At 61.9% G+C, this 19,073-nt stretch carries 20 protein-coding genes; 10 read left to right on the plus strand and 10 right to left on the minus strand.

The genetic code is table 11. The annotated features are described in order from the left end of the window. Positions 1-23: 23 nt before the first annotated feature. The 4 genes from accD to ACN5AZ_RS09365 all read left to right on the plus strand — a co-directional run bounded on the left by accD (position 24) and on the right by ACN5AZ_RS09365 (position 3,562). Entirely contained in the window at positions 24-953 is a 930-nt protein-coding gene (gene accD, locus ACN5AZ_RS09350) for an acetyl-CoA carboxylase, carboxyltransferase subunit beta (protein ID WP_419428608.1), read from the plus strand. 27 nt (positions 954-980) lie between these two features. Then, positions 981-2,255 (plus strand): bifunctional folylpolyglutamate synthase/dihydrofolate synthase, encoded by a 1,275-nt coding sequence (locus tag ACN5AZ_RS09355; protein WP_419428864.1) that lies wholly within the window; start codon positions 981-983, stop codon positions 2,253-2,255. 132 nt (positions 2,256-2,387) lie between these two features. Next, the gene (locus ACN5AZ_RS09360) at positions 2,388-2,960 is read left to right on the plus strand and encodes a rhodanese-like domain-containing protein (RefSeq protein WP_419428609.1); all 573 of its coding nucleotides are present in this window, start codon (positions 2,388-2,390) and stop codon (positions 2,958-2,960) included. Positions 2,961-2,977: 17 nt separating this feature from the next. After that, positions 2,978-3,562, plus strand: coding sequence for a LysM peptidoglycan-binding domain-containing protein (locus ACN5AZ_RS09365; RefSeq protein WP_419428610.1), 585 nt, complete (start codon positions 2,978-2,980; stop codon positions 3,560-3,562). Positions 3,563-3,852: 290 nt separating this feature from the next. Here ACN5AZ_RS09365 and zapE read toward each other — a convergent pair whose 3' ends face one another. Next, the gene (gene zapE / locus ACN5AZ_RS09370) at positions 3,853-4,908 is read right to left on the minus strand and encodes a cell division protein ZapE (RefSeq protein ID WP_419428611.1); all 1,056 of its coding nucleotides are present in this window, start codon (positions 4,906-4,908) and stop codon (positions 3,853-3,855) included. Between the two features lie 145 nt (positions 4,909-5,053). Here zapE and ACN5AZ_RS09375 point away from each other — a divergent pair, with 145 nt between their 5' ends. Continuing rightward, the gene (locus tag ACN5AZ_RS09375; RefSeq protein ID WP_419428612.1) at positions 5,054-6,310 is read left to right on the plus strand and encodes an MFS transporter; all 1,257 of its coding nucleotides are present in this window, start codon (positions 5,054-5,056) and stop codon (positions 6,308-6,310) included. A gap of 7 nt (positions 6,311-6,317) precedes the next feature. Here ACN5AZ_RS09375 and ACN5AZ_RS09380 read toward each other — a convergent pair whose 3' ends face one another. From ACN5AZ_RS09380 to ACN5AZ_RS09395, 4 genes are all read right to left on the minus strand, one after another. Then, positions 6,318-6,773, minus strand: coding sequence for a YaiI/YqxD family protein (locus ACN5AZ_RS09380; RefSeq protein ID WP_419428613.1), 456 nt, complete (start codon positions 6,771-6,773; stop codon positions 6,318-6,320). Further along, complete coding sequence (gene fghA / locus ACN5AZ_RS09385) at positions 6,773-7,603, minus strand: S-formylglutathione hydrolase (protein WP_419428614.1); 831 nt, start codon at positions 7,601-7,603, stop codon at positions 6,773-6,775. Before fghA ends, ACN5AZ_RS09380 begins: the two co-directional genes overlap by 1 nt. A gap of 42 nt (positions 7,604-7,645) precedes the next feature. Then, positions 7,646-8,296 (minus strand): TetR/AcrR family transcriptional regulator, encoded by a 651-nt coding sequence (locus tag ACN5AZ_RS09390; protein ID WP_419428615.1) that lies wholly within the window; start codon positions 8,294-8,296, stop codon positions 7,646-7,648. A 104-nt stretch (positions 8,297-8,400) separates the two neighbouring features. Further along, positions 8,401-8,544, minus strand: a complete 144-nt coding sequence (locus ACN5AZ_RS09395; RefSeq protein WP_419428616.1) for a hypothetical protein — start codon at positions 8,542-8,544, stop codon at positions 8,401-8,403. Positions 8,545-8,912: 368 nt separating this feature from the next. Here ACN5AZ_RS09395 and ACN5AZ_RS09400 point away from each other — a divergent pair, with 368 nt between their 5' ends. The 4 genes from ACN5AZ_RS09400 to ACN5AZ_RS09415 all read left to right on the plus strand — a co-directional run bounded on the left by ACN5AZ_RS09400 (position 8,913) and on the right by ACN5AZ_RS09415 (position 11,941). After that, positions 8,913-9,638 (plus strand): dihydroxy-acid dehydratase, encoded by a 726-nt coding sequence (locus ACN5AZ_RS09400; protein WP_419428617.1) that lies wholly within the window; start codon positions 8,913-8,915, stop codon positions 9,636-9,638. Positions 9,639-9,725: 87 nt separating this feature from the next. After that, on the plus strand, positions 9,726-10,502 hold the full coding sequence (locus tag ACN5AZ_RS09405; RefSeq protein WP_419428618.1) for a DUF6478 family protein: 777 nt from the start codon (positions 9,726-9,728) through the stop codon (positions 10,500-10,502). Between the two features lie 25 nt (positions 10,503-10,527). Beyond that, positions 10,528-10,917, plus strand: a complete 390-nt coding sequence (locus ACN5AZ_RS09410) for a hypothetical protein (protein ID WP_419428619.1) — start codon at positions 10,528-10,530, stop codon at positions 10,915-10,917. Between the two features lie 109 nt (positions 10,918-11,026). Next, positions 11,027-11,941, plus strand: coding sequence for a DMT family transporter (locus tag ACN5AZ_RS09415; RefSeq protein ID WP_419428620.1), 915 nt, complete (start codon positions 11,027-11,029; stop codon positions 11,939-11,941). Between the two features lie 2 nt (positions 11,942-11,943). On the opposite strand, the gene ACN5AZ_RS09420 is transcribed toward ACN5AZ_RS09415, so the two are convergent. From ACN5AZ_RS09420 to ACN5AZ_RS09435, 4 genes are all read right to left on the minus strand, one after another. Beyond that, positions 11,944-13,254, minus strand: a complete 1,311-nt coding sequence (locus ACN5AZ_RS09420) for an NAD(P)/FAD-dependent oxidoreductase (protein ID WP_419428621.1) — start codon at positions 13,252-13,254, stop codon at positions 11,944-11,946. Next, positions 13,251-14,069, minus strand: a complete 819-nt coding sequence (locus ACN5AZ_RS09425) for an ABC transporter permease (protein WP_419428622.1) — start codon at positions 14,067-14,069, stop codon at positions 13,251-13,253. The genes ACN5AZ_RS09420 and ACN5AZ_RS09425 overlap by 4 nt, the downstream gene beginning before the upstream one ends. A 37-nt stretch (positions 14,070-14,106) precedes the next feature. Next, on the minus strand, positions 14,107-14,994 hold the full coding sequence (locus tag ACN5AZ_RS09430) for an ABC transporter permease subunit (RefSeq protein ID WP_419428865.1): 888 nt from the start codon (positions 14,992-14,994) through the stop codon (positions 14,107-14,109). Between the two features lie 236 nt (positions 14,995-15,230). Continuing rightward, entirely contained in the window at positions 15,231-16,631 is a 1,401-nt protein-coding gene (locus tag ACN5AZ_RS09435; RefSeq protein ID WP_419428623.1) for an ATP-binding cassette domain-containing protein, read from the minus strand. Positions 16,632-16,842: 211 nt separating this feature from the next. On the opposite strand from ACN5AZ_RS09435, the gene ACN5AZ_RS09440 reads away from it, so the two are divergent. After that, on the plus strand, positions 16,843-18,447 hold the full coding sequence (locus ACN5AZ_RS09440) for a BCCT family transporter (RefSeq protein ID WP_419428624.1): 1,605 nt from the start codon (positions 16,843-16,845) through the stop codon (positions 18,445-18,447). 103 nt (positions 18,448-18,550) lie between these two features. On the opposite strand, the gene ACN5AZ_RS09445 is transcribed toward ACN5AZ_RS09440, so the two are convergent. Then, complete coding sequence (locus ACN5AZ_RS09445; protein WP_419428625.1) at positions 18,551-19,003, minus strand: hypothetical protein; 453 nt, start codon at positions 19,001-19,003, stop codon at positions 18,551-18,553. Positions 19,004-19,073: the final 70 nt, after the last annotated feature.

Genomic DNA, 19,073 nt, shown 5'->3' on the forward strand with positions numbered 1-19,073 from the left:
CAAGCAGAACCATCGGGGCTTCCATGAACTGGATCACCAACTACGTCCGTCCGCGCATCAATTCGATCTTTTCCCGCCGCGAGGTGCCGGAAAACCTTTGGTCGAAATGCGACAATTGCGGCACCATGCTGTTCCACCGCGAGATCAGCGAAAACCTGAACGTCTGCACCAATTGCGACCACCACATGAACATCACCCCGCGCGACCGGTTTTTGTCGCTGTTTGACGGTGGTGTGTTCAACGAGGTCGCGGTGCCCGAACCCGTGGCAGACCCGCTGCAGTTCCGCGATTCCAAGAAATATCCCGACCGGATGCGGGCGGCCCAGAAATCCACTGGCGAAAAAGAGGCCATGCTGGTCGCCGCAGGTGAGATCGGGCGCACGCCGGTTGTCTGTGCGGCGCAGGACTTCAGCTTTATGGCGGGGTCGATGGGAATGTATGTGGGCAACGCCATCGTGGCCGCTGCAGAAGAGGCGGTGAAACTGGGCCGCCCGCTGATCCTGTTTTCCGCCGCTGGCGGCGCGCGCATGCAGGAGGGCATCCTGTCCCTGATGCAGATGCCGCGCACCACGGTTGCTGTGCAGATGCTGAAAGAAGCGGGCCTGCCCTATATCGTCGTGCTGACCCACCCCACCACCGGTGGTGTGACCGCGTCCTATGCGATGCTGGGCGATGTGCATATCGCCGAACCCAATGCGCTGATCTGTTTTGCCGGTCCCCGCGTTATCGAGCAGACGATCCGCGAAAAGCTGCCCGAAGGATTCCAGCGCGCGGAATACCTGCTGGAACACGGGATGCTGGATCGCGTGACCGACCGTCGCGAGATGCGCAAGGAACTGATCATCCTCTGCCGCCAGTTGATGAAGATGCCGCCGCCGACGTGGGGCGACCTGCCCAAACCCGGCTCGGAAGAGCTGTCGCCCGACGCCAATACCGGACCGGCAGGGGCCTAACGCCCCCCTTTTCACAGGATGACTGACATGGGCGGGCAGGGGTCTGATCGCATTCTTGAACGGTTGATGACCCTGCACCCCAAGGTCATCGATCTGGTTCTGGATCGGGTGTGGCAGCTGTTGGCCGCGCTGGATCATCCCGAGCGGCAGTTGCCGCCGGTGATCCACCTTGCGGGCACCAACGGCAAGGGTTCGACGCAGGCGATGATCCGTGCCGGGCTGGAGGCCGCGGGCAAGCGCGTGCACGCCTATACCTCGCCGCATCTGGTGCGGTTTCACGAACGCATCCGTCTGGCGGGAGAGCTGATTTCCGAAGAGCAACTGATGGCGGTTCTGGACGAATGCGACGCGGCCAATGATGGTGCCCCCATCACCTATTTCGAGATCACAACCGTCGCGGGGCTGTTGGCCATGTCGCGGGTGGCGGCGGATTACACGCTTCTGGAAACGGGATTGGGCGGGCGGCTGGACGCCACGAATGTGATCGAACAGCCTGCGATGACGGTGATCACCCCGATCTCGATGGATCATGAGCAGTTCCTTGGTGATACGCTGGCCAAGATTGCGGGCGAAAAGGCGGGGATCCTGAAGCGCGGTGTGCCTTGCGTGGTCGGACCGCAACCGGACGAAGCGCTGGACGTGATCGAGGCGCGCGCGGCCCAGCTTGATGCGCCGCTGCTGGCGCATGGGCAGCACTGGCATGTTTTCGAGGAACGTGGTCGGCTGATCTATCAGGACGACACAGGGCTGTTGGATCTGCCGCTGCCCGCCTTGCCCGGCGCGCATCAGTTCGAGAACGCAGGCGCAGCACTGGCCGTTCTGCGGCATCTGCAGGCGGGCGAGACGGCCTATGAGGGCGCAATGACAAACGCGTCGTGGCCCGCACGTATGCAACGGCTGCGCCAAGGCCCGCTGAGCGCGCAGGCCCCCGGCATCGAGCTGTGGCTTGACGGTGGGCACAACCCGGCTGCGGGGCAGGCGATGGCCCAACATCTGGCAAGCCTGCCTGCGCGCAACACCTATCTGATCTGCGGCATGCTGAACACAAAGGACGCGCGCGGCTTTCTGCGGCCTTTGGTGGCGCAGGCCTCAGGGCTGACCGCCGTTGGCATTCCGGGAGAGGCCAATACCCTGTCCGCCTCGCAGACAGCACAGATGGCGCAGGAGGTGGGGCATCGCGCCCGCACGGCGGAAACCGTTGATGCCGCCCTGTCTAAGATCGCGCAATCCGACCCGAATGCACGCGTGGTGATCTGCGGATCGCTGTATCTGGCAGGGCAGGTTCTGCGCGAAAACGGCTGATCGCACGCCTTTGGCTTGTTTGCGCGATCAACTTTGCCCCCGTGATGTTGACTGATTCCGGCCATCCGGCCTATATCTGTGGACAAGTACAAGGGTTAGTGGCCTGCCAAGGGCCCCAGAGGACGAGCAGTTATGGGTAAAGGTCTTTGTTCGACCGTGTGTGCCGTCATGGCTCTGGCGCTGCCTGCGCAGGCGCAATCCAGCCGCATCACGCAGGACATGCCCCAGTTCGAGGCAACGGTAAACGGTCAGACGCTGAACATTCAGCGCAACGGCGCGGCCTGCCCGCCGTCCTGTGTGCAACCGATGCAGGCCGCCACAGGTGTGGCCACGATCGCCGAGCTAGAGGTTCTGGATTTCATCGACGCCATGGTGGCAAAGCAGCGCGGGCTGTTGGTGGATGTGCGCCTGCCCGAGGTGTTCGGGGCCGGAACGCTGCCGGGATCCGTGAACGTGCCCGCATCGACCCTGAGCGGCGACAACCCCTATCGCGATGACCTTCTGAACGCGCTGGGCGTGCGCAACGGCGATTTCGGGCAGGCTTTTGATCTGGTTCTGCTGGGCGGTGGGGCGGATGACCCTTCGGCAGCAGAGGCCGTGCGCGACCTGCTGGACGCAGGGTATCCGGCGAGCAAGTTGAAATACTATCGTGGCGGTGTGGCGTCATGGCGGGGGCTGGGTCTGGACCTGGCCACCGGACCGTAATCGAGGGGTGAGCAGAGATGATCCGTATGGTCCTATTCGCACTCGGGTTTTTGGCAATTACCGTCGCTTTGCTGGTGATCCAGCCCGGCGCACCGCGTGAGCGCGCCGAACGTCCTGCAGGCGAGGCGGTGGTCACCCGCGCACAGCCCGCGCTGACCGACATTGCCACAGAGCCCAAGCCAGAGATCATCGCACCGCTGGTCGAACCCGAAGACACGAAAGTGGCATTGCCGCCGCGCAGCACGCCCGCACCCATTGCCAGCGCCGTGGATCTGGATGATCAGGAACTGCGCCGCATGACATGGAATACTTTGTCGAGCCTCAATCAGGCCACCGGTCGCGCCCACGCTCCGGGAGAGCCGGGCAGCCTATTGCACACCATCGTGCAGCGGTCCTTGGGCGATGGTGACGGCGCGACGGTTGCGGCGCGCGCGATCCCCGACAGCTACACCGTGCGCGCGGGGGACAGTCTGGTTTCCATCGCCGAGGCGGTTTACGGCGACGTGAACATGACCGGCCCGCTGTTTGCGGCCAACCAGTCGGTTCTGGCGCAGCCCAATGATCTGCGCGCCGGTCAGGTGCTGTCACTTCCGCGCCCCTAAACCTAGCTGATTCGTTTAATTGCACCCGTACGGCTTGCGTCGGCATCTAAATGTTGACGCGCGCAAAGTGATTCGCCTATGCTTCTGGCAACCGCGTTACGGGGCAAAGTGGCGTGGATTTCGGGAAGATACGGGTTTTTTCGCCAACTGCGGCGAGGTGCTTTTGCGCCCTCTGCCGTGGTGTCTTTGTGCAATCCACCGCGCCGTGACGGCTGTTCAGAGTTCAAGGCAGAAGACCAAGAAACGAGCAGGCAATCGGCAGGGCCCTTCGGGGCCCTGTTCCGTTTCGGTCACTGGCCCCAATCGGCGGCCTGCATTTCCCGCAGGCGCGAGGCGGTGCGTTCGAACTCGAAGCTGCCCGACCCCTCGATGTACAGCGATTCCGGCAGGTCCGCGGCGGAGGCGATCAGGCGGACCTTTGCCTCGTACAGCGCGTCGATCAGGGTGACAAAGCGCTTGGCCTCGTTGAAGTTGTGCCGCGAAAGGCAGGGGATGTCCTCGACCACCAGAACCCGCAGCGCATCCGCAAGGGCGAGGTAATCCGCAGGTCCCAACATCTTGCCACACAAGTCATAAAACCCCGCGCGCGCCATACCGTTGCGATAGCGGGGCAGTTCCAGCTTGCGCCCCTTTATCGTCAGCACCAGCGTCTCTTCGACGCCATGGGTCAGCTCTTGCCACAGGCTGTCGATCTGGGCGCGGGTGTCGGCGTTGACCGGGGTGAAATAGACCTGCGCGCCAGACAAGCGGTCCTGCCGGTGATCGGTGTCAGAGGCCAGTTCGCGCACCTCCAGCCGATCCTTTATCAGCGCGATGAAGGGCAGGAACAGCTGGCGGTTCAACCCGTCCTTATACAGATCATCCGGCACACGGTTCGACGTGGTCACAACCACGGTGCCTGCGGCGAAAAGCTGTTCGAACAGACGCCCAACGATCATCGCATCGGTGATGTCCGTGATCTGCATCTCGTCAAAGGCCAAAACGCGATAGTTGTCCGACACCTCCTTGGCGACGGGCTTGATCGGGTCCTCGACCCCTGCGCTGCGCAGCCGGTGCATTTCCGAATGGATGTCCTGCATGAAGGCGTGGAAATGCGCCCGCTTGGCAGGCACGTTCAACGTATCGACAAACAGGTCCATCAGCATGGATTTGCCACGACCGACCCCGCCCCACAGGTACAGCCCCTTTGGCGGTTCGGGCGCTTTGCGGAAAAACCCGCGCTTGGGCGGTTCTGCCAGCGTGGCGCGAATGCGTTCAAAGGCCGGTAACGCCGCGCGCTGCGCCGGGTCCGGTGTGATCTGGCCTGCGGTGACGCGGGCCTCGTAATGGTCCTGAACGGTCTTCATGCTGCTGGGATAGCCCGCGCCGCGCCTGATGTGTAGGGGGCTTCTGCGCGGTTATGAAGGATGCTGATGACATATATCATCACCGCATGGCTTGACCTGTTGTGCAAAGAGGTCAATCCATATCCGTCACGCAAAGGAGCCCGCCATGCAACGATCTGCCCCCCTCATGACGCCGGTTTTGATTGTCGGATGCCTGATCATCATGGTGTCCTTTGCAGTACGGGCCAGCTTTGGCGTGTTCCAGATCCCGATTGCCGAGGAGTTCGGCTGGGCGCGGGCCGAGTTCTCGCTTGCCATTGCGATACAGAACCTGGCCTGGGGCATCGGGCAGCCGATCTTTGGCGCGCTGGCCGAGAAGATGGGCGACCGCAAGGCCATCATCGCCGGTGCGCTGATCTATGCGGCAGGGCTGGTGATGTCGTCGGTGTCAGAGACGCCGTTCGCCATGCAAGCGTGGGAAGTGCTGGTGGGGTTCGGCATCGCTGGCACGGGCTTTGGCGTCATCCTAGCCGTGGTGGGCCGCGCCTCAAGCGACGAAAACAGATCCATGTCGCTGGCCATCGCCACCGCAGCCGGATCTGCGGGACAGGTGTTCGGCGCCCCCGTGGCCGAGGCATTGTTGGCGGTCATGCCGTGGCAGTCCGTCTTTGTCGTCTTTGCGCTGGTGATCGTGGCCATGCTGGCAGCGCTGCCGTTGATGCGCGCGCCTGTCGCCGCCTCCAAGGCGGAGCTGGAGGAAAGCATGGGCCGCATCATGGGCCGTGCCTTTCGTGACCCGTCGTTCACGCTGATCTTTTTGGGGTTCTTTTCCTGCGGCTATCAGCTGGCCTTTATCACCGCGCATTTCCCCGCTTTCGTCACTGAGCTGTGTTCACCCATCATGGCGGGCAGCCTGCTGGCCAATATCGGGATCACGACGACCTCTGCGCTGGGGGCGGTGGCGATTGCGCTGATTGGCTTGTTCAACATCATCGGCACGCTGACCGCAGGCTATTTTGGCAAACGCCTGCCCAAGAAATACCTGCTGGCCGGAATTTACACCGCACGCACGATCGCAGCGGCGGCCTTTATCCTGCTGCCGATCACGCCGACGTCGGTTCTGGTGTTCTCTGCGGTGATGGGTGGGCTGTGGCTGGCCACGGTGCCGCTGACCTCTGGGCTGATCGCGCATCTGTACGGGCTGCGCTACATGGGCACGCTGTATGGCATCGTGTTTCTCAGCCACCAGATCGGCGGGTTCCTTGGTGTGTGGCTTGGCGGGCGGATGTATGACGTCTACGGCGACTACACCTTTGTCTGGTGGATCGGCGTCGGAGTCGGGGCGTTCAGCGCACTGGTGCATCTGCCCATCCGCGAGGACCGCGACACAGGTGCGGCAGGGGCGCGACCGGCCTCTGCCTGAAGCCGGGTTACACTTGCTTGCGGGCCGCGTGTAGCGCGCGGTCCAGCGCGTCCAGAAACCGACTGCGGTCCGCCTTGCCAAATGCCTTGCCGCCGCCTTGGCGGAACGGGTCCGCCGCGCGCAGGTCCGCCATCAGATCCCGCATGGCAAGCTGCTGACCGATATTGGCCTGCGTCAGGGCCGAGCCATCATGGCGCAGCACCTGTGCGCCGGCCTCGACGCATTTTGCGGCCAATGGCATGTCGCTTGTCACCACCACATCGCCCCGTTTGGCGCGATCCGCGATCCACATATCGGCCACATCCGGTCCGGCATCCACCACGATGATGTCCACCAAAGGGTTTCGCGACGGGCGCAGCCCCCCATTGCTGACCAGCTTCATGGGGATGCGGTGGCGGGTGGCAACGCGCTCTGCCTCGTCTTTGACGGGGCAGGCGTCGGCGTCGATATACAGCGTTGTCATCAGGCGAACAGATATTCCGCGTGGAAATTCATGTGATCCTCCATAAAGGAAGACACAAAAAAGTAGCTGTGGTCATAACCCTTTTGCATGCGGAACACGCCATCCTGGCGTTTGGCGGCCATCGCTTCGGACAGGGCTTCGGGTTTGAGAAGCTCAAGGAATTGGTCTGATGCGCCCTGATCAATCAGGACTGGCCCGTCAAAGCCCACCTCCCGCATCAACAGGGTTGCGTCATGTTTGGCCCATGTCGTCTCGTCCGAGCCAAGGTAGGCCCCCAATTGCTTGCGGCCCCAATCGGACGCTGTGGGGTGGGCAATGGGCGCAAATGCGGAGACAGATGTAAACCGTTCGGGCAAGGACATCGCAAGGGTCAGCGCCCCATGTCCCCCCATCGAATGTCCGGTGATGGCCTGACGGTCCATATCCAGCGCGAAGTGTTCCCCTAGAAGGGCGGGCAGATCGTCTGCGATGTAATCCCACATGCGAAAGTGTGACGCCCACGGGGTCTGTGTGGCATTGACGTAAAAGCCCGCACCCTTGCCCAGATCATAGGCGTCATCATCGGCCACCCCATCGCCGCGCGGCGAAGTGTCGGGAAAGACAACCGCAATCCCGTGTTCCGCGGCCCATGCCTGAGCGCCCGCTTTGGTCATGGCGTTTTCGTGGGTGCAGGTCAGGCCCGACAGATACCAAAGCACTGGCACTGTGAAATGCTGTGCCTCTTCGGGCAGAAACAGGCCAAAGGTCATCTCGCAGTTAGTCGCCGCGCTGCTGTGGCTGTAGACGCCTTGCGTGCCACCAAAACAACGGTTCTCGGATACGGTTTTCATGGGGTCTCCATCAGGCCGGTGGCGCGATGAGGCCGCGCCGTGTCACTTTGCGCCGTACCGTGCCATGAAGGTGTCCAAGGCGCCATCCACAATCCGGTTGCGTTCAGCCGCAGAGAATTCAGTTTGCTGGCGGAACAGAAGTTTCGGCCAGAGATCGCATTTGCACAGTTCGGCAAACTGGTCGGCGGCCAGATCCAGATCGTCCCCCACGATTTCACCGCGCTGCTGCGCGATCTTGAGATAGGACATCAGGGCGTCATGCACCACGACGGGGCCGCTTTGATAGAATTCCTGACCAAGCTCGGGGAAGCGATAGGCCTCGGCCACGCAAATGCGGAAAATCTGCTGGCCTTGGTCGGACAGCATGAATTCGATCATCTTGTGGGCGGCGATGGCCAGAACCTCGCGCGGGGGGCGCGAGAAATCCAACGATCCCAGCGCATCCTGCGCCAGTTCATTGCATTGCAGACAAGCGCATTCCATGAACAGAAGGCGCTTGTCTGGGAAGTAGCTGTACAGCGTTGCCTTAGAGACGCCGGCACTGCGCGCGATGTCATCCACCGACGCGCCTTCGAACCCGTCGCGCAGGAAAACGTCCTGCGCCCCTGATATCACCTGATCGTATTTGCGCCCTTTGCGCACATCACGCGGTGATGCAGGGTTTTTCGAGTCTATCGTCTTGGCGTCTGTCATGCGTCCTCTCTACCCCCGAACCCTGTCCATTTCTGGACCGTGTGGTTCAGGTTCAACACGCAATAGGTGTGGTAGATCAAGGAATTTTGCAAGCTGCCGTAACGTTAGCGGTTCTGGGCCGGCTGCGTTTGATCGGGCTGCTGGACCGGTGTCGGAAAGGTGAAGTCCGGCAGAAAGTTGGGCGCAACATTGGCAAAGGCCGGTGCGGCCAGCAGGGTCAGGGCGAGCGCGGTAGCGATACGTTTCATCATAGATCTCCTTTCATATCGAACTGAACCGTTCTGTTCGTTTATATGAACTCGACGGTTCATTTCGTCAAGTGCTGCAGCGCAGCATTTCTTGCACGGCAGGTATACGCACAGCGCAGGTGAGTCGTTCCATCACGGTTTGGCTCAAACTGTCTCGACCTACGACGCCCATGATCCGCACAGACAAAGGGCAACCGGCGAGGCAGGCGGCTGTGACTGGTATCCAAGCCTTGTCCCAAAGGGGCGTCGGAGGTATTCAGGCGGGAACAAAAACGGGAGGGACAACACGTGACCATCGCTCGGCCGATGCCGGTTAAATTTGTGGATTTTTATGTATTGGCGCGATGCCCAGGGGTGAGGGGCTAAGGGTGCGCGTTCTGTTCGGGCTGGCCGCTGTGGCCCTGCTGACCGTTGCAGGCTGTGGCAAGCCGATGGTGCCATCCTTCGCGGCAAAACTTCGCGATAGCGCACCGCAAACGGAAAAGCGCAAGGCTCCGTTATCGCGCATATCCTTGGCAGGGGGCGATGTGGTTGTCGCCGGTCCCGAGGGGTACTGCCTTGATCCCGCGACCTCCCGTTCGGGACAGGGGCAGGGTTTTGCGCTGGTGGCGTCCTGCATGATCCTGTCGGGCGGACAGACGGGTACAAATGTCCCGCCTGTTCTGGTTGCCGTAACCGTCGGACCCCGTGCGGCCACTGCGGATGTGCCCACAGCGCAAGTGCTGGCAGATGCGGCCGAGGCGCCGCTGCAGGCATCGTCGCGTGACGATGGCATGGTCCTCGCCCATCTGGGGCGCGGCGGCGCGGCGGTTCTGCCAAACGGCGATCGTCGATACTGGCGCGGTGCTTTTATCGAAGGGGACCGTATGGTCGGTCTGGCGCTTTATGCACCAAAGGGGCATCCCTTGGCCGGCGCTGCGGGGGCGGGCTTTTTGACGCAAATGCGCGACAGTATTCATAAGGCCAGCTCGGGCGGGACGCGTCCCGCGCTGGCGGCGGTTGCTACACCGGATCAGGCCGCACCGACAAAACCGCGCAGCACACGATCAAAACCCGCGCTTTCACGTTTATTCGCGCGCGTGGGTTTGCCATAATGCTCCCGAAAGCGAAAGCATTGGTCGAAATCGAGAGCGTCACACCCTAGGGTGGAGACGCATCATCGAAGACAGCATGGGGGCAGCATGGCGTCGGGTCAGAAAAAGAAATGGGTCGACAAGATGGTCTTTCGGGCCGCATTGCGGCGCTGGGCGCAGGCGGCGCGCGCGTCGCACCGGATGGAGCTGTCCGAGCTGCGCGAGCATCGCACCCGCGCCCGTCGCCTGCGCGCCCATCTTGATAAGCTGATCCATGTGGCCGAGGAACGTTTGGCGCTGCCGATGATCGGCAATCAGGCCTTTCCACGCCCTGTCGATACCGATTGGGCATGGCGCCCTGAACTGTGGTGCGGTCCGCTGCCGGTGCCGGGCATGTCCTCTGTCGCAAGCCAGTCGATGCTGGGAGACGAGGCGACGATGTTCCATGATTGCGCCCAGTCCGAGCTGACCCTGCGACAGGTGCGCAACACGCGCGAGGCCGATCTTGCGGCTTATGGCTTGCGCATGGACGTGTTCCGGTTCGACGGGTCGTATCTGTCGTTGGCCATCGATCTGCCTGAAGAGGCATCACGCGGCCTGAAACGCAGCCATCTGATCCGCATCGACACGATTGTCGAGATGGAAAAGCCGCTGGAGATCTTTGCCCGCCTCAACATCAAACACGGGCCGAACACAGAACAGATCGTCCGCGAATTGCCCCTCCACGAGGCGGACATCAATGTGGAGTTCGATCTCGCCTATACCAAGCTCAACGAGAAGCGGGTCGAAAAGCTGTGGCTGGACCTGATCTTCGAGGGGCCGGAAATGAATCAGGTCGTTCTGCGTGATCTGACCTTCAGTCGCCGCAAGCGCGCCGCGCTGTGACCGTATCGCGCACAAGGGGAACCGTATGACTGCTTTGAAACTGACGAAAACCCGCTTTGTCGAAGGCCATTGGGAAGGCATCCTGACCTCCTCGGTCGAGGGGACGGTCCCCGATGTTCAGGTGACCCTGCGCGACACGCCTCTGGAAGGGGTGACGGTGACCGAAATCGCCGAGGACACAGCCCGTCCCGGCCCCCGCTGGGTTGTGCGCATCCCCGTCCCGGCGGAGGCCGTGGGCGACGGGGTGCAAACCATCCTGATTTTCGACGCGGCAACCGATACCGTTCTGAACAGTGTCACGCTGGTCGCGGGCGAGGCCTTGGGCGACGACATCCGCGCCGAGGTTGAACTGCTGCGTGCGGAGCTGGACATGCTCAAACGTGCCTTCCGCCGGCATTGTCTGGAAACCGCCTGACCTGCAGGCGACGGCGGGTTTGCATTTCTGCACTGGCCTCAAACGCTTGGGCTGATTGACCTTTCGTAACGCGGCGTCCACGGTGGGCCCATTGCGAAAGGTCCATTCCATGTCCCCGATGCGCGGCATTGCGCTGAAACTGGCGTCCGTCTTTCTGTTCACCATTATGGCGTCTTTGATCAAGGCCGCGTCGGATCATGTTCCGGCGGGCGAAGCGGTGTTCTTCCGCTCGGCCCTTGCCATGCCGGTGATTGTGGCGTGGCTGGCGATGCGTGGTGATCTTCGCACCGGTTTGCGGGCCAAACGTCCGTTGATGCACATCTGGCGCGGCATGGTGGGTGTCACGGCCATGGGATGTAACTTTGCGGCGCTCGGGCTTTTGCCACTGCCCGAGGTGACGGTCCTCGGCTATGCCGCGCCCATGCTGACGGTTCTATTGGCGGCCGTGATGCTGGGGGAGCGGCTGAAGCTGTTTCGCATGACGGCGGTCGTGCTGGGACTGGCGGGCGTCACGGTTGTGATGTGGCCAAGGTTGAGCATTGGCGACGTCAGCGATGTGGCCCTGTGGGGGGTCGGTTTCATCATGGTGTCGGCGGTGATGCGGGCGCTGGCGCAGATCCAGATCCGGCGCATGGTCGCGACCGAGGAAACCTCGGCCATCGTGTTCTACTTCTCGCTGACAGCGACGTGCTTTTCGCTGCTGACGCTACCCTTTGGATGGACGTGGCCCTCGGCCCCCGTGCTATGGATGCTGGTCGGGTCCGGCGTGATTGGCGGGGTGGCGCAGATTTTCCTGACATCGTCCTACAGGTTTGCGGGGGCGGCGGTTCTGGCACCGTTCGAATATGCGTCGATCCTGTTTGCTGTGGTCTTCGGGTATGTGCTGTTCGACGAGGTCCCGACCCCGAATGTGCTGGTCGGGGCGGGGATTGTGATCCTTGCCGGGATCGGGATCATCCTGCGCGAACGTCAATTGGGTCTGCGCCGCGGCAAGGCACGTCCCGGCATGACGCCCCAAGGGTAATTCTACAGATCGAAGCGATCCGCCAACCAATACGCGGGGCGCAATAGGTGGCGGCGGTGGCGGCCCAGCGGAAACCGTTTTGGCGGCGCGGCCAGAAAGGCAGGCAAGCCCGTGACGGGCGTGCCCAGCATGTGCTGCGCTATGCAATGCCCCAGATAGCTGCCCATGGCGACGCCATTGCCATGAAACCCCAGCGCACCGAACAGACCGTCATGACCGGGCATCGGCCCGCAGAACGGATGGCCTGAGCGCATAAGGCAAACCAGACCGGACCATTCATGGGTGATCTCGACATCGCGCCAATCGGGAAACAGGCTGTGAAAATCGTGGCGGATGCGGGCGGCAATGCTGGCTTGTTCTTGCGGTGATGCGCTCAGCCCGCCCCGCATCCCGAATAAAAACCGCCCGTCGGGCAGCTTGCGGAAATAATGCAGCAAGCGCCGGGTGTCATAAGCCATCTGGGCCGAGGTCCAGCCCGCGGCCTGTTGCTCAGCCGCGCTCAGCGGGCGGGTGACGATGACCGTGCTTTGCACAGGCAGGGTCCGCGCGCGCAGCCAGTCGGGCAGGTTCTCCGCGCTATAGCCATTGGTGGCCAGAACGACCTGCCGCGCGGTGATGGTTCCGGTGGGGGTGGTCAATTGCCATTGCGTGCCGCGCGACAGCTGTGTGACCGGGCTGTTGGCATGCAGATCGACCCCTGCGGCCCGCGCGTCGGATGCCAGATGACTGTGGTATTTGCGCGGGTTCAGCGCCCGCCCCAAGGGAATGGTGACCCCGCCATGCCACGGGCCGGACATGCCTGCGCTGGCTAGATCATTGGGCGCATGTACCTTGGGGCTGACGCCGTAGGTCGCCGCGATCTGGTCCACGTCGGCCTGCAAGCCGCGCCAGGCCCGCGCTGAATGGGCAAGGATGGTTTCCCCGTCAGAATGCACATCCGCGTCACGACCGCCAAGAGTGTGCAGCACGTGATCGATGGCCGCGCGTTCCGTGCCGTGCCATTTCTGTGCGGCGCTTTCGCCGTGCTGGCGGGCCAGCATCTCTCCCGACACCAACGCCCCGCCGAGGCAGCAAAACCCGCCGTTGCGACCAGAGGCGCCCCAACCGGGGTGCTCTGCCTCCAGCAGGCGGACGTGTCGCCCGGCGCGGGCCAAGGTGAGCGCCGCGTTCAACCCGGTAAAGCCGCCACCAATAACGGCCACATCACAGTGCTGGTCGCATTGGACCGCAGGCCAGTCCAGTGGGGCCACGGTATCCGCCCAGAACGCCCCGGTTTGGGGCGCATAGGCGGCATCCTCGTAAAGGCGTCTCACGCCGAGGCTTCGGCGGCGCGTTCCTCACGGGCTCGGCGCATGGCGTCACGTTTGGTCAGCAGCGATGCGGTGATGACCCCGATGGTGACAATGACGATCAGCACGGTGGACAGCGCATTGATCTGCGGGCTGACGCCCAGACGCACTGCCGAAAAGATCTTGATCGGCAGGGTCGTCGCCCCCGGCCCCGTGGTAAAGGAGGCGATCACCAGATCGTCCAGCGATAGGGTAAAGGCCAGCAGCCAGCCCGAAATCACCGCAGGGGCGATGATCGGCAGGGTTACAAGGCGGAAGGCCTCGAACGGGGTAGCGCCCAGATCGCGCGCAGCCTCCTCCAAGGCGGCATCAAAGCTGACCAGCCGTGACGACACCACCACCGAGACATAGCACATCGCAAATGTGGTATGCGCCAGAACCACCGTCAGAATGCCGCGATCTATGTTCAACCCGATGAACAGCAGCAACAGCGACAGGCCGGTGATAACCTCTGGCATGACAAGCGGGGCGTAGATCATGCCGGAGAACAGCGTGCGGCCCGGAAAGCGCCCGACGCGCACCAGAACATGCGCCGCCATCGTGCCCAGCACCGTGGCCAGCGTCGAGGAAAAGAACGCCACCCGCAATGTCACCCACGCCGCATCAAGAAATTCCTGATCCTCCATCAGCGCGCTGTACCATTTGGTCGAGAATCCGGCCCAGACGGTGACCAGACGGCTTTCGTTGAACGAATAGATCACCAGAATGACCATCGGCAGATACAGGAACACGAAACCGAAGGTCAGCGCCGTGACATTGAACCAGGACAGCCGTTTCATGCGGGGCCTTTCAGGGTCTTTGTAGGGGCCGAGGCGATCATTTCTCCGCCTCGCGCGATTTTTCCTCGGACCGTTGGAACAGGACGATGGGAATGATCAGGATCAGCAGCAAGATCACCGCAACAGTCGCCGCGACAGGCCAGTCCCCGTTGTTAAAGAACTCTTCCCATAGGACCTTGCCAATCATCAGCGTGCCAGAGCCGCCCAGCAGCGAGGGGATGACAAATTCACCAATGGTCGGGATGAACACCAGAAAACAGCCTGCGATGATGCCGCCGCGCGATAGCGGAAAGGTCACCAGCCAAAAGGCCTGAAGCCGCGAACAGCCCAGATCCTCGGCCGCTTCCAGCAGGCTTTCGTCCAGCTTTTCCAAGGCTGCATAGATCGGCAGCACCATGAAGGGCAGGTAGGTGTAGACAATGCCGATATAGACGGCGAGCTTGGTGTTCAGGATCTGGAGGGGCGTCGAGATCACGCCAAGCCAGAGCAGGAACTGGTTCAGCACCCCCTCGTTCCCGAGAATGCCCATCAGCGAATAGACACGGATAAGGAAGGACGTCCAGAACGGCAAGATCACCAGCATCAGCAGCGTCGCATGCCATTCGCGCGGGGCGCGCGCCATGCCGTAGGCCATGGGATAGCCCACCAGCAGCGTGGCAAACGTCGCGATCACCGCAATCTGCAGCGAGCTGAGATAGGCTTTCCAATACAGATCATCGGTGGTCAGAAAGCTGTAATTCTCGAAATCCAGTTCTGACAGGAACGCCTGTAGGCCGGCCCAACCGTCCGACAGGGTCAGGAGCGGCGTGTAAGGCGGGCGCGACAGGGCGTAATCGGACAGCGAAATCTTGAACACGATGGCAAAGGGCACAAGGAACAGCGCCACAAGCCACAGATAGGGCAGGCCGATCACGGCTGCGCCCATGAAATTTCCGCGGTCGTCCGGGTCCATCCGGCTGAGCGAGACCAGAGCAACCGCCCCAAGCCCCAGCGCACCGGCCAGCGTCAGGGCAAAGCCGTCCGCATCCGCAGCCGCCAACCCGTTGGCCCACAGCCCGGCAATCACCTGCGCCGCAAGCATCGCGCATCCGATCAGCGTAAGACCCAAGGCCAGATTGCGCGCACGTGTGGGGGCGGGTCTGTCCAAAGCGGGGACGTCGGTCACGAATCGTCCTCCAGCACCACTCCGGCGGTTGCGGTGAATGACAGCCAGACTTCGTCCTCCCACGTGATGTCGCGGTTGGCGATGCGGCGGGTGTTGGCGACCTTGGCCTTGACCATCGCGCCATTGGCCAGCTCGACATGATAGGTCGACATATTGCCCAGATAGGCGATGTCGATGACCTTGCCGCGCAGCACATTGGCGGCCTCGGGGCGGTCCTTCCAGATCGAAATCTTTTCGGGGCGCAGGGAGAACGCCACCTGTTGACCACCGCGCGCGGGATCGCCGTTGGCAATGATCAGCGGCGGCTGGTTGTCCGCCCAGTGCAGTTCCAGACCGCCGTCGGGGATCTTGGTGTCGCCCCGCCTGCGGGTCTGTGGCGCCGCAGGGGCCGGGCTGTCGGTGATCGGGTCGGGCATGGGCAGGGCCTTGGGCTCGTCGATCCAGCGACCAAAGACGGGGGCAAAGACCTTGTCATGCAGTTTCATGCCAAGCGCGTTGGGCTGCGGTGTGCGCGCGGCTTCGGCGGCCATGTCGTTCAATGCGGCCTCTGCCTCGGGGCTGGTGGGTTCGGGCAGCGGCTGGGCCACGGGATCCAGCGCGGGCACCGATGTTTCGCGCAGCTGCGCCGTGCCGCGGAACAGGTTCACGTCCCCGATGAAGTCCGCCACATAGACACTGTTGGGCGCTTCGTAGATGCGGTCTGGCGTGTCGACCTGCATGATCTTGCCGTTGTCCATGACCGCCACGCGGGAGGCCACGGTCATGGCTTCCTCTTGGTCGTGGGTCACGATGATAAAGGTGGTCCCGGTCTTTTCCTGAATATCCATCAGCTCGAACTGGGTTTCCTCGCGCAGCTTCTTGTCTAGCGCGCCCAAGGGTTCGTCCAGCAGCAACAGTTTCGGCGCCCGCGCCAGGGAACGGGCCAGCGCCACACGCTGCCGTTGCCCGCCAGAGATCTGGTGCGGTTTGCGCTGGGCGAATTTTTCCAGACGGGTCAGGCGCAGCATTTCCCGCACGCGCTGTTCGATCTCGTCCTTGGGCTTTTTCGCGCGGCGCAGACCAAAGGCGATGTTTTCCCAGACCGACAGATGCGGGAACAGCGCGTAGCTTTGGAACATCATGTTGACGCTGCGCTGGTTGGCGGGAATGTCGGTCAGGTCATAGCCGCCCAACAGGATCTGCCCCGAGGTGGGTTGTTCAAACCCCGCAAGCATCCGCATCAGGGTGGTCTTGCCACAGCCGGACGGGCCGAGCAGGGCAAAGAATTCCCGCGCGTAGATGTCTTGGGTCAGGTCGTCGATGGCGACAAAATCGCCAAAGCGTTTGGTCACGCCCTTGAACTGGATCAGGGGCTTTTCGGCGGGATCATCCCAGGGGGCGAATACGGTCTGGCTCATGCGGCCCATCGTCAACAGCGCGCGGCAAAAGGCAAGACGCCCCGCGCGCGGAATGCCGGATTTTTTGCCCCGTCGCGCTGTCTTTTTGGTTGTGGGTTCGGTTTGGGGCGGATGGGTGCGACAAATTTGACCACCGCAGGAATGAGCCTAATTTCAGCACATTAGATGCAGGTTCCCCTGACCGGCATGCCATCCATAGGAGAGTTTTCGCATGGCTTCCAGCGATACAGAGGATTCGGATGACGCCAATCCCAACGTGCTTGATTTCGATACAGAGTATGAGATCGGACAGGACAACATCCAGCCGATGGGGCTGGACATCCACAACCCAGTCTTTGTGATATCCGGCGCGCTTGTCGTGGCCTTTGTGGCGGCGTCGCTGTTCAACCAAGAGGCCTCTGCCGCTTTTTTCGGCTGGCTGCGGCCCTTTCTGACGTCAAAGTTTGACTGGTTCCTGATGCTGTCGGTCAATCTGATGGTGGTGTTCTGTCTGGCGCTGGTGTTTTTGCCGGTGGGCAAGGTGCGGCTGGGCGGCGCGGACGCCAAACCGGAATACAGCTACGCCGGTTGGATCGCGATGCTGTTCTCCGCCGGCATCGGGATTGGTCTGCTGTTCTTCTCGGTGCTTGAGCCGATGTATTACACGCTGCCGGAGCTGGACTCCTGGCCTTTGGGACGCGATCCGTCGCTGCCGGGGAACGAGAACCTCGCCCTTGTCGGCACCTTCTTTCACTGGGGGATCAGCGGGTGGGCGATCTATGTGCTGGTTGCGTTGTCCTTGGCGGTGTTCAGCTTTAACCTTGGTCTGCCGCTGACATTGCGCAGCGCCTTTTATCCGCTGCTGGGCGAGCGGGTCTGGGGGTGGTGGGGCCATGTCATTGACATCCTCGCGGTCTTTGCCACGCTGTTTGGCCTGACGACCTCGCTGGGTCTTGGGGCGCAACAGGTGGCGGCCGGGCTGAACGATGTCTTTGGCATTCCGCTGTCGGACATGCTGACCGTCGGTCTGATCCTCGGGATCACGGCAATTGCGCTGGTATCGGTGCTGTTGGGCATGGATGCGGGGGTGAAACGGCTTTCCGAGATCAACATGCTGATGGCGCTGGGGCTGTTCATCTTCGTCCTGATCGTGGGGCCGACGCTGGGTCTGCTGGAACGCTTTGGCGCGGCGATGGCGGATTACGTGGTGAATTTTGCCGCACTGTCCAATCCCTTTGGCCGCGAGGACACTGGCTATATGCACGGTTGGACGACATTCTACTGGGCGTGGTGGATCGCATGGTCGCCGTTTGTGGGCATGTTCATCGCGCGCATCTCATATGGTCGTACCGTGCGCGAGTTTATCATTTGTGTGCTGATTGCGCCGACCTTGGTGTGCTGCCTGTGGATGTCGGTCTTTGGCACGATGGCGTTGGATCAACTGGCCGCCGGGTATGAGGGGGCAAAGGATGTGGTCATCGCCTACCAGCCCGAGCTGTCGTTTTTCCGCATGATCGACCAGTTGCCGCTGTACAATCTTATCGCGCCGATCTGTCTGGTTTTGATCGTGGTCTTCTTTGTCACATCGTCTGACAGCGGCTCGCTTGTGATCGATACCATCACGGCGGGTGGCAAGCTGGATGCGCCGGTGGCGCAGCGCGTGTTCTGGTGCACATTCGAGGGGCTTGTTGCCATTGCGCTGCTTTTGGGTGGCGGGCTGAACGCGCTGCAAGGCGCCGCGGTCAGCATGGGCATTCCCTTCACGGTGGTTTTGCTGGGAATGATGTATTGCCTGTGGGTGGCCCTACGGTCCGAGCGGGCAAAGCTGCTGGGTTAGACAAACATATGCCCCCGCCCCTGATGTGGGCGGGGCATAACGCAGGCGCAAAATAAAAGGGCCGCCCGAAGGCGACCCCTTAAAGTCCAGACCTAAGCCTGAATTAGTTCATCAGGTAAGCGCGCATTTCACGCTCTTTGTCGTTTTCCGAAGCGGATTCGGTCGCGATGGAGATCAGGGCGGCCTTCTGCTGGTCGGACAGGCTGTCCACGTCAACGTTCGGCAGGTAGGACGCGATCACGTTGTCGTAGTATTCGCCCTGCTCGGTTTCGACCTTCTCGACGACAACAACTTCGTCAGCCGGAACAACGGTGACCGACTTGGTCACAGCGGGCGAACGGTAGGTGTCAATGTAGGCGCGCATCTCACGCTCTTTGTCTGCTTCGTCTTCCGACGTTGCGATGCTCACCAGTGCGGCAACCTGCTGGTCGGACAGAGTGGAGACGTCAACCTCGGGGATGTACTGGTGGATGGTGTTGGTGTCGAACTGGTTGGCAGCAAATGCGCCGGTTGCGATCACGGTGGTCAGAGCGGTAGCAGTAATAAAGCGTTTCATCGTGTATCTCCTCAGAGAATTTCGTATCATCGACGAGAGCGTGTCCCCCGTCCTTCTGAGTGCTCAACAC

Origin of the sequence: Sagittula sp. SSi028 (assembly GCF_048553715.1) — a bacterium.
Classification (GTDB): domain Bacteria; phylum Pseudomonadota; class Alphaproteobacteria; order Rhodobacterales; family Rhodobacteraceae; genus Sagittula.

Coding starts and splice junctions, on each gene's coding strand:
- ACN5AZ_RS09375 (WP_419428612.1), top strand. CDS start 5,054: ATGCAACGATCTGCCCCCCTCATGACGCCGGTTTTGATTGTCGGATGC.
- ACN5AZ_RS09360 (WP_419428609.1), top strand. CDS start 2,388: ATGGGTAAAGGTCTTTGTTCGACCGTGTGTGCCGTCATGGCTCTGGCG.
- ACN5AZ_RS09425 (WP_419428622.1), bottom strand. CDS start 14,069: ATGAAACGGCTGTCCTGGTTCAATGTCACGGCGCTGACCTTCGGTTTC.
- ACN5AZ_RS09415 (WP_419428620.1), top strand. CDS start 11,027: ATGTCCCCGATGCGCGGCATTGCGCTGAAACTGGCGTCCGTCTTTCTG.
- zapE (WP_419428611.1), bottom strand. CDS start 4,908: ATGAAGACCGTTCAGGACCATTACGAGGCCCGCGTCACCGCAGGCCAG.
- ACN5AZ_RS09390 (WP_419428615.1), bottom strand. CDS start 8,296: ATGACAGACGCCAAGACGATAGACTCGAAAAACCCTGCATCACCGCGT.
- fghA (WP_419428614.1), bottom strand. CDS start 7,603: ATGAAAACCGTATCCGAGAACCGTTGTTTTGGTGGCACGCAAGGCGTC.
- ACN5AZ_RS09435 (WP_419428623.1), bottom strand. CDS start 16,631: ATGAGCCAGACCGTATTCGCCCCCTGGGATGATCCCGCCGAAAAGCCC.
- ACN5AZ_RS09395 (WP_419428616.1), bottom strand. CDS start 8,544: ATGAAACGTATCGCTACCGCGCTCGCCCTGACCCTGCTGGCCGCACCG.
- ACN5AZ_RS09410 (WP_419428619.1), top strand. CDS start 10,528: ATGACTGCTTTGAAACTGACGAAAACCCGCTTTGTCGAAGGCCATTGG.
- accD (WP_419428608.1), top strand. CDS start 24: ATGAACTGGATCACCAACTACGTCCGTCCGCGCATCAATTCGATCTTT.
- ACN5AZ_RS09380 (WP_419428613.1), bottom strand. CDS start 6,773: ATGACAACGCTGTATATCGACGCCGACGCCTGCCCCGTCAAAGACGAG.
- ACN5AZ_RS09355 (WP_419428864.1), top strand. CDS start 981: ATGGGCGGGCAGGGGTCTGATCGCATTCTTGAACGGTTGATGACCCTG.
- ACN5AZ_RS09445 (WP_419428625.1), bottom strand. CDS start 19,003: ATGAAACGCTTTATTACTGCTACCGCTCTGACCACCGTGATCGCAACC.
- ACN5AZ_RS09430 (WP_419428865.1), bottom strand. CDS start 14,994: ATGGGCGCAGCCGTGATCGGCCTGCCCTATCTGTGGCTTGTGGCGCTG.
- ACN5AZ_RS09440 (WP_419428624.1), top strand. CDS start 16,843: ATGGCTTCCAGCGATACAGAGGATTCGGATGACGCCAATCCCAACGTG.
- ACN5AZ_RS09365 (WP_419428610.1), top strand. CDS start 2,978: ATGATCCGTATGGTCCTATTCGCACTCGGGTTTTTGGCAATTACCGTC.
- ACN5AZ_RS09405 (WP_419428618.1), top strand. CDS start 9,726: ATGGCGTCGGGTCAGAAAAAGAAATGGGTCGACAAGATGGTCTTTCGG.